Annotated in this window: 16 protein-coding genes; 4 read left to right on the top strand and 12 right to left on the bottom strand. The window is 62.1% G+C overall.

The features are described 5' to 3' along the window. Positions 1-34 precede the first annotated feature (34 nt). From BUA26_RS10735 to BUA26_RS10700, 8 genes are read right to left on the bottom strand one after another with little or no spacing between them, the layout of a single operon-like run. Positions 35-1198, bottom strand: a complete 1164-nt coding sequence (locus tag BUA26_RS10735) for a hypothetical protein (RefSeq protein ID WP_072760619.1) — start codon at positions 1196-1198, stop codon at positions 35-37. Next, a complete protein-coding gene (locus tag BUA26_RS10730; RefSeq protein ID WP_072760617.1) occupies positions 1195-2145 on the bottom strand; it encodes a glycosyltransferase family 2 protein in 951 nt (316 codons plus the stop codon). Before BUA26_RS10730 ends, BUA26_RS10735 begins: the two co-directional genes overlap by 4 nt. Further along, on the bottom strand, positions 2145-3395 hold the full coding sequence (locus tag BUA26_RS10725) for an O-antigen translocase (RefSeq protein WP_072760615.1): 1251 nt from the start codon (positions 3393-3395) through the stop codon (positions 2145-2147). Before BUA26_RS10725 ends, BUA26_RS10730 begins: the two co-directional genes overlap by 1 nt. After that, positions 3392-4504, bottom strand: coding sequence for a DegT/DnrJ/EryC1/StrS family aminotransferase (locus tag BUA26_RS10720; protein ID WP_143154291.1), 1113 nt, complete (start codon positions 4502-4504; stop codon positions 3392-3394). The genes BUA26_RS10725 and BUA26_RS10720 overlap by 4 nt, the downstream gene beginning before the upstream one ends. A gap of 44 nt (positions 4505-4548) precedes the next feature. Next, positions 4549-5481: a GNAT family N-acetyltransferase gene (locus BUA26_RS10715; RefSeq protein ID WP_072760611.1), complete on the bottom strand. Its 933-nt coding sequence runs from the start codon at positions 5479-5481 to the stop codon at positions 4549-4551. Next, the gene (locus tag BUA26_RS10710; protein ID WP_072760609.1) at positions 5468-6421 is read right to left on the bottom strand and encodes a glycoside hydrolase family protein; all 954 of its coding nucleotides are present in this window, start codon (positions 6419-6421) and stop codon (positions 5468-5470) included. The genes BUA26_RS10715 and BUA26_RS10710 overlap by 14 nt, the downstream gene beginning before the upstream one ends. Positions 6422-6428: 7 nt before the next feature. Next, positions 6429-7094, bottom strand: a complete 666-nt coding sequence (locus BUA26_RS10705) for an acetyltransferase (protein WP_072760607.1) — start codon at positions 7092-7094, stop codon at positions 6429-6431. Next, entirely contained in the window at positions 7079-7516 is a 438-nt protein-coding gene (locus BUA26_RS10700; protein WP_072760605.1) for a sugar 3,4-ketoisomerase, read from the bottom strand. The genes BUA26_RS10705 and BUA26_RS10700 overlap by 16 nt, the downstream gene beginning before the upstream one ends. Before the next feature lie 673 nt (positions 7517-8189). On the opposite strand from BUA26_RS10700, the gene BUA26_RS10695 reads away from it, so the two are divergent. The 4 genes from BUA26_RS10695 (at position 8190) to BUA26_RS10680 (ending at position 11735) form a co-directional block, all read left to right on the top strand. After that, on the top strand, positions 8190-9083 hold the full coding sequence (locus BUA26_RS10695) for a TorF family putative porin (protein ID WP_143154254.1): 894 nt from the start codon (positions 8190-8192) through the stop codon (positions 9081-9083). A 77-nt stretch (positions 9084-9160) separates the two neighbouring features. Next, the gene (locus BUA26_RS10690) at positions 9161-9748 is read left to right on the top strand and encodes an RNA polymerase sigma factor (protein ID WP_072760601.1); all 588 of its coding nucleotides are present in this window, start codon (positions 9161-9163) and stop codon (positions 9746-9748) included. Further along, positions 9745-10377: a hypothetical protein gene (locus tag BUA26_RS10685; RefSeq protein ID WP_072760600.1), complete on the top strand. Its 633-nt coding sequence runs from the start codon at positions 9745-9747 to the stop codon at positions 10375-10377. The genes BUA26_RS10690 and BUA26_RS10685 overlap by 4 nt, the downstream gene beginning before the upstream one ends. After that, positions 10374-11735: a S8 family serine peptidase gene (locus BUA26_RS10680; protein WP_072760598.1), complete on the top strand. Its 1362-nt coding sequence runs from the start codon at positions 10374-10376 to the stop codon at positions 11733-11735. The genes BUA26_RS10685 and BUA26_RS10680 overlap by 4 nt, the downstream gene beginning before the upstream one ends. Positions 11736-11750: 15 nt before the next feature. On the opposite strand, the gene BUA26_RS10675 is transcribed toward BUA26_RS10680, so the two are convergent. From BUA26_RS10675 to BUA26_RS10660, 4 genes are all read right to left on the bottom strand, one after another. Beyond that, a complete protein-coding gene (locus BUA26_RS10675; protein WP_072760596.1) occupies positions 11751-13037 on the bottom strand; it encodes an RNA polymerase sigma factor in 1287 nt (428 codons plus the stop codon). 59 nt (positions 13038-13096) lie between these two features. Continuing rightward, a complete protein-coding gene (locus BUA26_RS10670) occupies positions 13097-13624 on the bottom strand; it encodes an SRPBCC family protein (protein ID WP_072760594.1) in 528 nt (175 codons plus the stop codon). Positions 13625-13701: 77 nt separating this feature from the next. After that, positions 13702-14115 (bottom strand): VOC family protein, encoded by a 414-nt coding sequence (locus tag BUA26_RS10665; protein ID WP_072761537.1) that lies wholly within the window; start codon positions 14113-14115, stop codon positions 13702-13704. A 43-nt stretch (positions 14116-14158) separates the two neighbouring features. Next, positions 14159-14578, bottom strand: a complete 420-nt coding sequence (locus tag BUA26_RS10660; protein ID WP_072760592.1) for a YciI family protein — start codon at positions 14576-14578, stop codon at positions 14159-14161. Positions 14579-14602: the final 24 nt, after the last annotated feature.

Below are 14602 nucleotides of genomic sequence, written 5' to 3'. Positions count from 1 at the left end.
TCTGTACTCGCTGGAAAGATGGTGGAGACATGATTTACACGGCTGTCGCGGAGGCCTCTCCCTGCCCGTCGCCTATCGGTTTCTGCAACCTCCTGTTCGGCAGCCATGCGACGAGAACCTGCATGGAAAGACACAGGCCGATGAAACCGGCATTCGTCCACGTGAAGGCCTGTGGCGCGAAGGGCGACATCACGCACACGTAGGAAACACGCAGAAAAATCAGCAGGGAAAACAGCGGTACGGTCGGGCGAAGGCGCCGCACGCTCCACAGCAGCAAGCCGTACAGCACGAAGATGGCAGCCACCGCGCCAACCGGACCCAGCGCCATGAGGAACGGAAAGAACTCCGTACCCACGTTGATGGTCGGCGCGTCCAGCGGGATGTCCGTCCCGGCGGTCACGACGGATCCCTTCAGGGGAACCACCTGATTGATGAGAAAGTTGGCGTTGGAGTAATGCTTGGTCAGGATGGCGCTGAAGTTGTAGGGGCCGGCGCTGCCGTAAAGCAGCAGCCACTTGATGCCCAGCGGAGCAGCCCGGTACATGGCACTGAAAGGCAGCGTGATGTTTTCCAGTGGCCCGGATCGCAGGATGCCGAGGACCGAGAAAACGCTGCTGCCTGCGATCGCCAGAAAACCGACACTTTTCCACGGCAGCGGCCTTGCCTCGTCACGTCGCAACATGATGACGAGCGCAAACGAAAACACGCTAGCGAAGAGCCTGTTCCGGTCGATCACCAGCACCGGGAACAGAAAGCCGATGACGATGAGCATGTTGCGCAGCCACTTGCTCCTGGCACAGAGCAGCCCGATCGGCGGAAGCACCCAGCACATATCCGAAATGTGCCGGACATGTTCGCGGCCACCTTCCATCAAGGCATACGACGAGGGCTTGTCGAGCAGCGGAATCGGGAACAGCGTGAGATCAATCAGGCAGAAAAAAGCGATCAGCCCCGCAAAAGCCAGCGCGACGAACGAGTCGCGAGTACCGGCGTAATGACGCGCACGGAATCGCACGGGCTCGGGAATCCTTACGCCCGCATATACGTCGAACAACACGATGACCGATGCGCTCGCTGCCAGCAGAAGCAGGCCTCGCAGGTAATCGACGGAGAGATCGTAAGTAAGCCAGGTAAGCCCGCACGCAAGCAGGATCGGCAGCCCGAGATACGTCGAGGGAAGACACAGCAAGCGTTTCATGTCGCCTCCGCACCGTGGTTTGCGGAGGGGAACCTGACCTTCGACAGGATCATCAGCGATAGATACGCCAGCATGTGCAGCGCCAGCGCCCCCCACTGCCTCTGCAGGAACGAAATCTTGGCGCCGATGTAATGCGACTGCGCCCTGAGCAAAGTTCTGTAGGGTTCACCGAACAGACACGCCCGACGTATCGCGACCTGTCTCGACTCGACCAGGTTGATGACCCGGGTCGCCGCATGCCGCGTCTTGCTGAGGTTGCTGCTGTGAATGCGGTAGGCGCAGACGCTGACGTCGATGAAGCCAAGCGCATCACGGGCCGCCAGGCGAAGAAAGAGATCCCAGTCTTCGATGCGCAGGCCTTCGCTCCAGCGGTCGACGGTGTCCAGCGCGCTCCTTCTCATCAAGGCGACCGGACCGCCGATGGCCCACTGGCTGATGACGGCGCGGCGTATGCCGTCGTCCGACCGATAGAGGCTCTTGTCGGCGCCGTGAAGATCGCGCATGCCGCTGTCATGGAGTTTGTTCCCATCCTGATCGATGACGATCGAATCTCCGATCACCGCCCCCTTGTCCGGATGCGAGAGCAGGTAGCGGACCTGCGCAGCGAGACCTCCTGGCAACAGGTAGTCGTCGCTGGCGCCCGGACGCAGGAACTCTCCGCTCGCTCGCGCCACCAGTTCGTTCAAGGTCGCTGCGATGCCCCTGTTGTCCCGACGCACATACTCGATCGGAAGATCCATGCAATGCGTCGCCACCCAATCGGCGATCCTTTCGCCGGTTTTGTCGGTCGACCCATCGTCGATGATGATGAGCTCCTTGGCCGGATAAGGATCTTCCAGCACGCTATCCAGACAGCGCTGCACGAAACGCTCGTGGTTGAACGCGGGGATGAGCACGGAGACCAGCGGCATGGCCGCCGTGTCTTTCGATGCATCAAAGGCCGACATCACATCCCTCCCAGGTAGCGTCGTACCACCAGCACGTTGAACGCGAGATAGAGCAGATAGTTGATGGTGAACGCGTACATCGCGCCGACCAGGCCGAAGTGCGCGGTAAACACATAGACCAGCGCCAGATAGCTCGCGGCAAACACGAACTCGGATATCACGAACAGCCGTGTCATGGCCTTGGCCAGCATGACGTAGGAGAGAATGAAGGATGCGATCTTGACGACATCGCCCATCAGCTGCGGTCCGTACAATGCGTTGGCGGACGCGAAGTCCGCGCTGAACAGCAACCGTGTCACCCAGCCTCTCATGACATAGACCACGGCCGCCAGCGCGACGACCGCAGGCAGCAGGTAGCGGTAGGCGTTACGCAGTTCAAGCAACAGGGATGCGCGCTCGTGCGTCGATGCCAGCTTGGGCAGGTAGTAGATGTTGATGGCCGTGGTGAGGAACAGCAGGTAGGCGTCCGACACCTTGCTCACGGCCTGCCAGTAGCCGACCTGCTCCCAGCCGAACCGGACAGCGAGGTGATCGCGTACCGCTATATTGATCAAGGGCGGCAGCAAGGCGGAGCTGAGCGTCATCACCGAAAAGGCGGCGAGCCGCCGAGTCATTTCGCGATCGAAATGCATCCTCAGCATGCTGGGCTGGAAGTAGGGGCTTCGCCGCCACGCGGGCAAGCCGATGGCCAGGCACAGTACCTGGCCTGTGACCAGTGCCAGCAGCGCGCCGTACAGATGCAGCCAGCGCGACAGCCCGACCACCAGCACGATGCTGAGAGCCGACCCCAGCACCTGGATGAAAGCCAGCCGACGCACGTCCATGAAACCGTTGATCACGGCCAGAATGTAGTTGACCAGTGCGATGCCGAGCTGGGCCACGGCGAGTACGCGGATCAGGCTCGCGTAACCCGGATCGCCCAGCAGCCAGAGCGCGATCTGCCGACTGAACAGTAGCGTGACACCGCCCATCACGCAGGATGCGCAGAGCGCGTACCAGAGCGCAGCGGCTAGGAGGCGCGACAATTTCTGCGTATCGTGGCGGTACTCGGCGACGTATTTGACGATGCCGGCGCTGATGCCGCCACCGGCCAGCACGGCCAGCAACGACATGAGGCTCATGAACTGGCCCAGCTTGCCCACACCCACGGGCCCGGCAAACCAGGCCACCAGCTTGATCACGACCAGACCCGCAAGCAGCCGAGCAGCGGTAGCCAGGGTGGTATAGAAGCCGGTGCGTACGATGTTCATACCGGGCACTCAAACGCCTGGCAGGCTTCGATCACCCTGTCCGCGGCGTCCTCGCTCTGCGTCGGTCCCATCGGAAGACTCAGCACTTCATCGTGCAATCGTTCCGTCAACGGCAGATGAGAGTCCCGCAAGGCGGCATAGGCCGGCTGCCGGTGCGGCGGCACCGGATAGTGCACCTGGGTCTGTATGCCATGCGCTTGCAGATGCCGCTGCAAGGCATCGCGGTGAGCGCAGCGAACCACGAAAAGATGCCAGACGTGCTGTTCCTCCCGTGCCACCACCGGCAACTGGATATGCGCATGACGGATGCCCTCGCGATAGCGGCGTGCCACCCGGCGGCGCCACGCGATGTCCTCGTCGAGGTATTTCAGCTTTACCCGCAGCATGGCGGCCTGCATTTCGTCAAGCCGCGAATTGAGGCCCTGGAAAAGATGGTGGTACTTCACATCGGAACCGTAGTTGCGCAAGGCAGCGATCCGCTGCGCCAGCGCGGTATCGCCGGTCACCACGGCGCCACCATCGCCCAGTGCGCCAAGATTCTTGGTGGGAAAAAAACTGAAGGCCGCTGCATCGCCAAACGCACCGGCCTTGCGTCCGCCGCTGATCGCCCCGTGCGCCTGCGCCGCGTCTTCGATCAGCAGCAATTTGTGCCGTCGGGCCAACGCCGTCAAAGCCGACATATCTGCCAACTGGCCATACAGATGTACCGCCATGATGGCGCGTGTGCGTGGCCCGATGGCGGCCTCCACGCCAGCCGGATCCAGGTTGAACGTCGCCGGATCGGGCTCCACGGGAACCGGCACGAGCCTGTTTTCGGTAATGGCGAGAAAGCTGGCAATGAAGGTATTGCCCGGCACGATGACCTCGTCGCCTTCTTCGATGACACCGAGTTCCTTGTAACCGCGCAGGATCAGCGAAAGTGCATCGAGCCCGTTCCCCACCCCCACGGCGTGGCTCGCGCCGCAATACGCGGCGAACTCGCGCTCGAAGGACACCACTTCATCGCCGAGCACATACCAACCTGAATCGATAACCCGCGCAGCAGCAGCCTTCAGCTCGTCGGCGTATCGCGCGTTGACGTCCTTGAGGCTGAGGAACGGGATATCCATCGGAGTCGCCTCCATCGGAACGGTCTTCATCGGGTCGACTTTCATCACAGCCGCCACTCGTAAAAATCGTGCACGACAGCCCGCGCGCCGAAATATTCCTTCTGCGCGATCAGGCCGCCGTTGAGCACTCGCCCTTCCTGTTCGGTCGAAATGCCGAAGCTGAAATACGCCCTGTCCGTGTAGATGCCGACTATCAATTCTGCCAGCAGAAAACTGAGCGCATCCATGCGGCGTCCCTCCTCCGAGGCAGCCATGTACTGGGTGTGCACGACCCTGCCGAAATCATAGACAAGAACGCCCGCCAGCAAGACGTCCTCGCGGCGTGCCTCGTGCAACACGATCCGCTGCGGAAAACGCGCCTGCAGCATGCGTAGCTCCTGCAGGCTGTGGGTCGGCTGGGTATCGTGCTTGCCCAGCACTTCCGAAAGCAGCTCGTGAAAAGCCGCCGGATCGGCGCTGGCCTGCACTCGGAGGCCCGCCTTTCTTGCCTTGTCGATCGCGTGCCTACGCCCCTGCGTGAAGTGAAATGTTTCCCGCAACGGGATGACCGAGGAAAGATCGCGACGCTTCAGCCGCGCTCCCAGCCGATCCAGCGCATACAGATCCTCTTCGGCCGGATAGGCGTGAAACACATGCGGTACCGCCTTGTAGATGACGCTTTCCACGCCGAGCGCGCGATAGTGGTTGCCGATCTGCTCGAATACGGCAAGCGTCGATTCGGCGCGCAAGGCTTGCGTCGATATAAGTCCGGCATAGGTAAGGCCGCCGTGACTTGTCACCAGGTTATCGCGGATGTTCGCGGGAAAAACGGCCACGGCTTCGCCGTTCCGCTCGACGATCAATGACCGGTCGACGAAACGATCGGCGTGGTAATCCATGTAGCCGCGCCGATGCAGAAGATTGCCGTTGCGGGAATGCTCGACCAGCGCATCCCAGACGTTCGCGTCGGCCTGGGCGTAGGGCCTAACCGTGAACATCCGCACCACCGTCGAAGTGGGCGCTCTCGGCCTCAGCCACGCCGAATCCATCCACCCCCATGTCGTTGCCGTTGTAGAACATCAGCAGCTTGTCCCGCTGCGGGATCAGCGCGGGATAGCAGATGACCAGCGAATCCCAGCCGCTGGTGGACAGCGTCATGCCCAGTTCCTCGTCGCGGCGTTCCCAGCGGACGCCGTCATCGCTGTACGCAACCCCGGGAAAGTATTCGCCGCCGAGATTGCCCCGCGTGAAGTACATGACGTATTTGCCGCCGAGCCGATATACACGCGGCCGGCCGATGCGGTACTCGCTGCCGCGGGGCAGCAGGCAGACCTGATCTTCGCGCGGTATGGACCTCAGATCATCCGTCTCCACATAGCGAATGTGGTAACGCGGAAAGGGTTGGCCGCCGATAATTTCCCAGTCGTCGCCGACGGCATACCACAGGCGCCAGCGGCCGTTTTCGTGGATGACCGAGTGCACCGCGCCGATGGTGCTTCGGCCGGGCGCGCGACCCAGGATCGGTGTCTCCTGCACGCGCCGGAAATGGTCGCCGCCATCTGTGGAAACCGCCAGGCCGGTAAAGGCCAGGAACTTGGCCTTGGCCACGCGCTGAAAGCCGACATAGAACATGTGCAGGCCGCCCGGGGCATCGACGATATCGCCCAGGATCACGCCATTGTCGTCGAAGCAGCCGTCCCGACCGATGTCGAGTGCGGGCTCGGTACTGACGCGCATGATGGTCGCCGGATCGTCTGCCAGCACGTCGACGAAGCCGATGCGGCTGACGCCATCGGCATCGCGAAACCCCGCGTAGACGCGGATGCGGTCATCGCCGATGCGATATGGGGTCGGCGTAAGCGCCGAGTGACACATCCAGCCGCCCACGCCATGCCGCGCGGTTTCGAACACCAGCCCTTTCTTGGCCCATTCGGACATGTGCGCTTCAAAGCCTCACGTCGAGGCTGGACTTGCCGGGCACCGCACGGGCCGGCGACCCGACGTAGATCCGCCCCGGCTCCGTATCGCGCGTGACCAGCGCACCGGCGCCGATCACATTGTCCGGCGCAACTTTCACGTGATCGTTGAAAGTGGAGTTCACGCCGATGAAGCTGTTCTCGCCGATCTCGCAATAACCTGAAATGACCGCATGCGAGGCGACGAACACGTTGTCGCACACGACGGTGCGATGTCCCACGTGATTGCCGCTCCAGAGAATGCAGTTGTTGCCGATGCGCACGAAAGGCTGGATCACGTTGCCTTCGAAGATGAAGCTGTTCTCTCCCACTTCGGCATTGCGCCACACGAAGGCGCGCGTGCTGACATACGTGGCGAGTGGATAGCCCTTGCGCTTCACATCCTGGTAGAAACGCGTGCGCAGGCGATTGAGCTGGCTGGACGGAATAGCGACAAACACGTCGACGTCCGCCGGCGGGTAATGCGTTTCCAGCGTTTCGTAGGCCACCACGGGACGACCGGCCAGCACCGGTTGCGCGAGATATTCGCGTTCGACGCTGAAAGCCACCACGTCATAGTCGCTGTCGTATTCGAAGTATTCGCAGGCGATCTGCGCGAATTCGCCCGCGCCGACCAGGACTAGCGGCCTTGACATGCCACCATGTCCTCCGGGTATACGGAGCCGCCGACCTCGCGCAGAAAATCGGCGTAGTCGGTGATGTAATCGCTCTGGTCGTACAACTGGTCGGCCAGCACCATCAATACGCAATCCTCGCTGAAGTCGTACAGCTCGCGCCACACCATGCGACCGAGCATCAGGCCATGCGAGGGATCGTCGAGCACGACCTCGACGGGCCCGCTGCCGTCGTCAAGCAGAAAGGTGACGGAGCCACGCACCGCCACTGCCAGTTGATGAAGATGACGATGCGCGTGCCGGCCCCGGTGCACGTCGCTCTTCGTGGCGAATATGTAATACACGCGCCGTATCACGAAGGGTACGTTTCGATCCTCCTCCAGTGCGATGAGCATGCCGCTGTTGTCGCCGTGCTTCTGCAACTGGATTCGTTCGATTTCCATGTTCTGGACCCGGCTGTAAATTCATTGAAGACGACTCACTTGCTTGAGTGCCACTTGGCCGATGAAAGGTTGCTCGTCGTCCTGGCGGGTAAGCCGAAGGCGCCGACTTCTGTTTCGGAAGGCCGGATGCAACCTTTCAAAGCCCGGCAGGCACTCATGCCTGCAAAGCCACTCGCGGCCTGTATGTCGGGCAAAGCCGGCCGCCCATTAGGTATGTGGAGAACGGCTTGATGACGGCGGTGTGCAGAGGCATTCCGCAGAGGCATTTCGGGGATAGGATTGAAGAACAAAAACCCTGCCCAACGAGAGGGCACTGGCGGCAAACCCACTGGCCTGGATACCGGAAAAGCTTCATGGCCATTTGTCGCTATCGGCAAAACAGGCCAATCCCGCTATCAAAATGAAACACGCCGGCCTTGTCTGCCCCAAGGTCTGGACGATCTCGTTTCACACTTCGGCACCATCCCCAAATGACGTTACCTGATGGCCGCAGATCGACTAGTATCTGCCGTGCCATCACGCCCGGGATGGCAGGAACGCCGATGGTGCCAAACGGGCCATCCAAAGAATGAACCGTCGTACATGACGATTCTCTGGTTGGTGTTTGTTGGGTGCCTCACCCCGTGGCTTGCGAGTTTCCATGGAGTTAGGACCCAATGCGCCTAATTCGCTCATGACGGACTATCGCCTTTCTTGCGCAGCGATGGGGTGGCGTCATTGCCCTGCCCGCTCCCGGCCCAGTCATGCCATCCGACTTGGCGCGGCTATCCGCAAGGGCCTTGGCTTCGCTTTGCTTGCCATGGGCGCATGCCTCTCCCCGGCACTTCAGGCCCAATCGACGACCTTCAACGGCACCGTGGCACTCAGCTCGCAACTGGTCGACCGCGGCCAGGTGATTACCGGCGATACGCCCATCGTGCAAGGCGCCGCCGCCTGGACTTTCCCCACCGAGGGCGCGGCCTCCCAGACTCTTCCATCAGGTTGGTCGCTGGGCCTGTCGGGAAGTACGAAAGTACGCTCGCCTGGCCGCCTCGTGGAAGCCCTTGTCCAGGCATCCCGCTACTGGTCTCTTTCCAGCGACTGGCAGATGCAGCTGAGCCTGCTCTATTACAGATATCCCGGCATGACCGGATCGAAAGCCTTTGACCGAGCCGAAATGGGAGCCAGCTGGAGCTACCGGGACGTGCTGAGCTTCGGATTGTCGGCCATTCACGTCATCGGCGCGAAGAACCGGCAGCTGCGTGGTGCCGCCGACATCAATCTCCATTGGCCATTGACGCCGCACTTCTCTCTTTCCGCCGGTGCGGGCATCACCCAATCCCTCATGGCGCCCTACGTCCACCACCGTCACGTTTACGCGGACTCCGACGGCTACGAGTACGTCTACACGAGCCACTACTCGTACCCCGTCCCCGCAAACCACTACAGCTATGGCCACTTGGGTCTATTGTGGAGCAACGGGCCCTGGCGGATAGAACTCGACCGCATCGTAGCCGCGCCGGAAACACAGCAATGGGCCAAGCTGAACGCCTCGGCCTGGGTCGCGACGATTTCACGGTCCTTTTGACCCGGGAGCAACCTTTTCGCGTTGATACGGTACTTACGCAACGAACCAGCCATAGTCCAATGACCTCCATCGAGCCCATGAACGACGACGATATCGACGCTGACGTCACCGACCGCATGCTGCTTCAACGCATGTCGGCGGGTGATCGTGTCGCTCTGGGCGTGCTGTATCGCAGTTATCACGGCAGGTTGTGCCGTTTCCTTTCCCGGTTGACGCGGCGCCCCGATGTCATCGAGGAAGTCATCAACGACTGCATGTGGATCGCCTGGCAGAAAGCGGGCAACTTCCACGGCGATTCGCGCGTTTCGACGTGGCTCATGGGCATCGCCTATCGTTGTGGACTGAAGGCGCTGCGGCAACACGGCGACGAGCCGGTCGAAGGCGATACCATGTCGGAGCAACGCACCTCTGCCCATGACATGGATGATGAGGATCGCGAGTTGCGCGACTGGCTGAGCAAGGGGCTCGATCATTTATCCGTGGATCAACGCGTCGTGATCGAACTGGTTTATGGCGTGGGCCATACCTTGGACGATGTTGCCGTCATCATGCAGTGCCCCGTGGGCACCGTGAAGGCGCGCCTGTTCCACGCGCGGGTCAAGCTGCGCAACGTGCTTCCGGCGCTGGCTGGAGAATCGCCCAGGCATCAGGGGAACGTGCCATGACGTTCCTGAGACATTCCGGCGGGGACTGCGTCCGCGCATGGGACACGATGCCCTGGGTACTGCAGAACAGTGCCACGCAAGAGCAAGGCGAGTGGCTGGAGGATCATCTGGCGCACTGCGAATCGTGCCGGACGGAATTCGCGCAACAGAGTCGCTTGCGGCATGCCATGTCGCTGCCCACGGATATTTCGATCGACGCGAATGCCGGATTGAGGCGCTTGCTGGGTCGCCTTGATATGCCTGATGCTCAGGAAGCGCCTTATCGTTCACGGCCGCGGCATGGATTCAGCCGGGCGCTGGTTGCCGTGGTGCTAGTCCAGGCCCTCAGTATCGGCGTCCTTGGCGTGAAGTTGTGGTCGGCGAGCGGCAGCCCGCTGTATCGAACACTCAGCCAGGAGTCCGTGCCCGCGGCCCCCGGGACGATCCGTGTCGTGCCTGATGCGACCATGACGCTAGCCGACTGGAACGCGCTGCTTCACGCCCTCCGGTTGCAGGTCGTGGGTGGCCCCAACGATATGGGTGCCTATACGGTCGCACCAACGAACGCCACTTCGACAGCTCAGGCATTGCAGCAACTGCGCGCCACTCGAGGCATCCGCCTGGCAGAGCCCGTCGCTGTCAGCCCATGAAACACGGCTTCCTCATGCTTGTCGCATTCGCGGCGTTGAGCGCATGCGCGTCCTCGCGCCCCATGGCGCCCGCGGACAATCACGCCAATCCCAGCCGTGCATCGGTCGCCAGCGTGTCCTCCATGGACAGCCAGCGCGACATCGTGCTGGCTGTTGCCAACCCACTTGAGTCACCCTCCACGAACGCCGGCTCCAGTTTGCTGGGTTATCCCGCCTCAAGGTATTACGGCGCCGGCCAGCGCGCGGCCTCCACGCTGGCGGCGCTGAAGAAGAATTACGGATTGCGCGAGGTCACCGGCTGGCCGATCAAGGCCCTCGACGTGTACTGCGTCGTGTTCGAGCCACCTCCCGGCATGACCCAGGAGGCCTTGCTCAAAGCACTCGCCAAGGACGATAGAGTGCAACTCGCGCAACCGTTGCACGACTTTGCCGTCTATGCGGAGAAATCCGGGGACGCACGCCAGTACAACGACCCCTACGTCAATCTTCAACGCGGTTTCGTGGAAACCGATGCCGCCCTCGCGCACAACCTCAGTCAAGGCAACGAAGTCCATATCGCGATCGTCGATACAGGCGTCGACGTAACGCATCTCGATCTTCAGGGACGCATTCGCGATGTGCACAACCTGGTCGATGACGATGCGGCGGCGTTCGATCACGACAGCCACGGCACTGAAGTCGCGGGTGTCATCGCCGCAGACGCCGACAATCGCCAAGGGATTGTGGGGATGGCGCCCAAAGCCCTGCTCAGCGTCTACAAGGCATGCTGGTATTCGCCGACGCCGCATGCCGGCGCACACTGCAACTCCTTCACGCTGGCCAAAGCCCTGGCGGCGATCATCGATACGGATACCCGTATCATCAATCTGAGCTTGGGTGGGCCTGCCGATCCGCTGCTCAACAGGCTGTTAGCCCGGCTGCTCCTCCAGGGCCGTATCGTGATCGCCGCAATGCCGCCGGATGGGACCATCGATGGATTCCCCGCCAGTGCGCCGGGAGTCATTGTCGTTCGTGCCAGTGCGGCGGAGGCAGCCGCCTCTACCGGCGTTTTGAGCGCCGGCGTTCTGAGTGCTCCGGGAAACGACATTCTGACGACTCAGCCCGGCGGTGGATATGACTTCACCTCAGGGTCCTCCATGGCTGCCGCGCACGTGAGCGGCATTGCCGGTTTATTGCTGTATCTCGCACCGGGGCTGGACGCGCGCACAGTCCACGATCTTTTTCTACGGAGCAGCAAAGTCTCCAACGGAACGCTTCAAGTGAACGCCGCATCCGCGGTGGAAGCACTCAGCAGCACACAGAAGGCTACCCCCTCAGCCGATGATTCGCGTCGAATGACTCGGCCTGCCGGGCCATGATGCTTGCCGTTTTCCCTATCGCTGGGACGAAGGTGCCGTTTCATCCGCGCATGCGCGCGCGCGCGCCAGCAGCAGTTCGCGCTCGCGCTCGTTTTGCGTGAGACCGGCGGCCCGCTGGAACTCCGCGAGGGCCTCGCCAGGTCGGCCCAGCTTGACCAGCAAATCACCGCGCACGGTCGGCAGCAGGTGATAGTTCGCCAGAGCCGGTTCGGCGGCCAGCGCGTCGACGAGCTCAAGACCGGCGGCAGGACCGAGTGCCATGGCAACGGCTACCGCACGATTCAGCTCCACGATGGGAGAGGGAGCGACCTGCGCGAGCACCCCGTACAGCGCTGCGATGCGGCCCCAGTCCGTGTCTTCCGCTGCCAGTGCGCGTGCGTGACAGGCGGCGATCGCCGCTTGCAGCGCGTAAGGGCCGTTTGCGCCGCCAAGCTTTTCCGCATGTTCGAGTGCCACAAAGCCACGGCGTATCAGCAGCCGATCCCACTGCGCCCGGTTCTGCTCGAGCAGCAGGATCGGCTCCCCTTTGCCATTGATGCGGGCGCGCGAACGTGAGGCCTGGATTTCCATCAGCGCGACCAGGCCGTGTACCTCCGGTTCGCGTGGCGCAAGCCCGGCCAGCACGCGGCCGAGTCGCAACGCTTCCTCACACAATGCAGGCCGCATCCAGTCGCCGCCGGCAGTCGCCGAATAGCCTTCGTTGAACACGAGATAGATCACCTCGAGTACCGACGACAGGCGCGCCGCCAGCTCTTCGGCACGTGGCACCTCGAACGGCACCTCGGCCTTGGCCAGGCTGCGCTTGGCCCGCACGATGCGCTGCGCGATTGTCGGCTCCGGCACCAGAAAGGCACGTGCGATCTCCTCGGTGGTCAGCCCTCCGAGGAGACGCAAGGTAAGCGCCACACGCGCCTCGACCGACAACACCGGATGACAGGCGGTAAAGATCAGCCGCAGCAGATCGTCGCCGATCGGATCATCCAGAGCTGCCTCTACCTGCGACACCGCGTGCTCCTGTTCGCTCTCGAGCTCGTGCATCAGCTCCACATGCTTGCGCTCGAGCAGTTTGCTGCGGCGCAGGCGATCGATCGCGCGGCGCTTGGCGGTGGTCATCAGCCACGCGCCGGGATTGTCCGGCACGCCCGACTGCGGCCACTGCTCGAGTGCGATGACCAGCGCATCCTGCGCCAGCTCCTCGGCCAGTCCCACATCGCGCACCATGCGCGCGAGGCCGGCGATAAGCCGGGCTGATTCGATCCGCCAGACGGCATCGATGGTGCGGTGGGTATCGGTCACGCTCATGGTGGCCGATCACACCATCTGCCTCCCGCCGGCGCAAGAGCGAATCAGTTTCGAGCGGATCAGTTTTCCTCGGCCGCCGCCTTCAGGTTGGCCAGCCCGCGCTCGAAATCGCCGCCGACCAGCCTGTCCATGTTGAAGAACAAGTGCATGAGCTTCGCCAGGTAAGGGTTCGGGCCATGCATCGTCCACGTGACCAAGGTCGAACCGCCCCGCGAGGCCAACGTAAAATCGGCGATGTTGTGAGCTTCGAACGGTTTGATGAAATCCAGCTTGATCGTGGTTGCGGACGGCGACGACGCCATGATCTCCATGCGACCCTGGCCGACTTTGCTGTTGCCGTGCCACCCGTAGACGGCACCCAGGCCGCTTGCCGAGCCGCTGTAGCTGCGTTTGAGCGCAGGATCGAGCCTCTCCCACGGCGACCAGACGACCCACTGTCTGAAATCGTTGATGAGCGCGAGGATCCTTTCGGGTGGAGCCTTGATCGTCGCCGCACGCTCAACCTTGAACGTGCCGGGTCGGGTCGTTGCAAATGCAAGCACCAAGACGATCAGGACGACAACGACGATGAGGATGATCTTGAACATGAGCTGCTCCGATCAGTGCGTTGAAACGCCACGGCGCCACCGGCCGCCGAGGGTCCCCGGCGGCAGGAAGCGCATGGCTACTGGTCTTTTTCGCAATTGACCATCCACGGCACGCCGAACTTGTCGACCAACATGCCGAAACGCGCGGCCCAGAAGGTCTTTTCATAAGGCATCTGCACCGTGCCGCCTTCTTTGAGTGCATTGAAGATGCGCTCCCCTTCCGCCTTGGTGTCGACCTGGATCGACACCGAGCAGCCCTTGATGCCGTCGTAGGGACGGTCGGGCGGGCAGTCGGAAGCCATCAGCACCTGGTCGCCGATCTCCAGCCGCACATGGATGAGCAAGTCACGGGTTTCCGCCGGCATCTGCTCGCAGCCGGGCGCTTCGCCGAAGCGCATCATCGTCGTGATCTTGCCGCGCAGGCACTGCGCGTAGAACGTGAAAGCCGCTTCGGCGGTATCTCTGAATATGAGGTAGTTGGTCAGTTGCATGAGCATGCTCCGTTGGTTTTCCGGTGAGAGGCTGGATCCCGGCTCACGATTTGGCGGCGATCTGTGCCCGCAGGCGCTCTTCCTGCTCGCGCAGCTCGGGCGTGAATTCGGCGCCGAAATCCTCTGCCTCGAACACCTGGCGCAACTCGATCTCGGTGCCGCCATCGAACGGTGCGCGCTTGAGCCATTCGATCGCCTCGTCCTTCGACTTCACCTGCCACAGCCAGAAGCCAGCGATCAGTTCCTTGGTTTCGGCAAACGGCCCATCGGTCACCGTGCGCTGATGGCCGGAGAATTTCACCCGTACGCCCTTCGAGCTGGGTTGCAAGCCCTCGCCCACCAGCATGATGCCGGCCTTCACCAGCTCTTCGTTGAACTTGCCCATCTCGGTCAGCAACTGCTCGCTCGGCATCACACCGGCTTCCGAGTCCTTGTCCGCTTTCACTATCACCATGAATCGCATCGTCGTGTCTCCCAAGGATCGTGG

The sequence above is a fragment of the Rhodanobacter sp. OK091 genome (assembly GCF_900142825.1).
GTDB lineage: Bacteria > Pseudomonadota > Gammaproteobacteria > Xanthomonadales > Rhodanobacteraceae > Rhodanobacter.
The sequence above is the reverse complement of the archived record's forward strand: the minus strand, read 5'-3'. Positions and strand labels throughout refer to the sequence as shown.

Bases quoted from the DNA above. Each gene is read 5' to 3' on its own strand.
- BUA26_RS10735 (WP_072760619.1), bottom strand. From the start codon at position 1,198: ATGAAACGCTTGCTGTGTCTTCCCTCGACGTATCTCGGGCTGCCGATC.
- BUA26_RS10710 (WP_072760609.1), bottom strand. From the start codon at position 6,421: ATGTCCGAATGGGCCAAGAAAGGGCTGGTGTTCGAAACCGCGCGGCAT.
- BUA26_RS10705 (WP_072760607.1), bottom strand. From the start codon at position 7,094: ATGTCAAGGCCGCTAGTCCTGGTCGGCGCGGGCGAATTCGCGCAGATC.
- BUA26_RS10715 (WP_072760611.1), bottom strand. From the start codon at position 5,481: ATGTTCACGGTTAGGCCCTACGCCCAGGCCGACGCGAACGTCTGGGAT.
- BUA26_RS10720 (WP_143154291.1), bottom strand. From the start codon at position 4,504: ATGGATATCCCGTTCCTCAGCCTCAAGGACGTCAACGCGCGATACGCC.
- BUA26_RS10680 (WP_072760598.1), top strand. From the start codon at position 10,374: ATGAAACACGGCTTCCTCATGCTTGTCGCATTCGCGGCGTTGAGCGCA.
- BUA26_RS10670 (WP_072760594.1), bottom strand. From the start codon at position 13,624: ATGTTCAAGATCATCCTCATCGTCGTTGTCGTCCTGATCGTCTTGGTG.
- BUA26_RS10690 (WP_072760601.1), top strand. From the start codon at position 9,161: ATGAACGACGACGATATCGACGCTGACGTCACCGACCGCATGCTGCTT.
- BUA26_RS10660 (WP_072760592.1), bottom strand. From the start codon at position 14,578: ATGCGATTCATGGTGATAGTGAAAGCGGACAAGGACTCGGAAGCCGGT.
- BUA26_RS10675 (WP_072760596.1), bottom strand. From the start codon at position 13,037: ATGAGCGTGACCGATACCCACCGCACCATCGATGCCGTCTGGCGGATC.
- BUA26_RS10685 (WP_072760600.1), top strand. From the start codon at position 9,745: ATGACGTTCCTGAGACATTCCGGCGGGGACTGCGTCCGCGCATGGGAC.
- BUA26_RS10730 (WP_072760617.1), bottom strand. From the start codon at position 2,145: ATGTCGGCCTTTGATGCATCGAAAGACACGGCGGCCATGCCGCTGGTC.
- BUA26_RS10665 (WP_072761537.1), bottom strand. From the start codon at position 14,115: ATGCAACTGACCAACTACCTCATATTCAGAGATACCGCCGAAGCGGCT.
- BUA26_RS10700 (WP_072760605.1), bottom strand. From the start codon at position 7,516: ATGGAAATCGAACGAATCCAGTTGCAGAAGCACGGCGACAACAGCGGC.
- BUA26_RS10695 (WP_143154254.1), top strand. From the start codon at position 8,190: ATGACGGACTATCGCCTTTCTTGCGCAGCGATGGGGTGGCGTCATTGC.
- BUA26_RS10725 (WP_072760615.1), bottom strand. From the start codon at position 3,395: ATGAACATCGTACGCACCGGCTTCTATACCACCCTGGCTACCGCTGCT.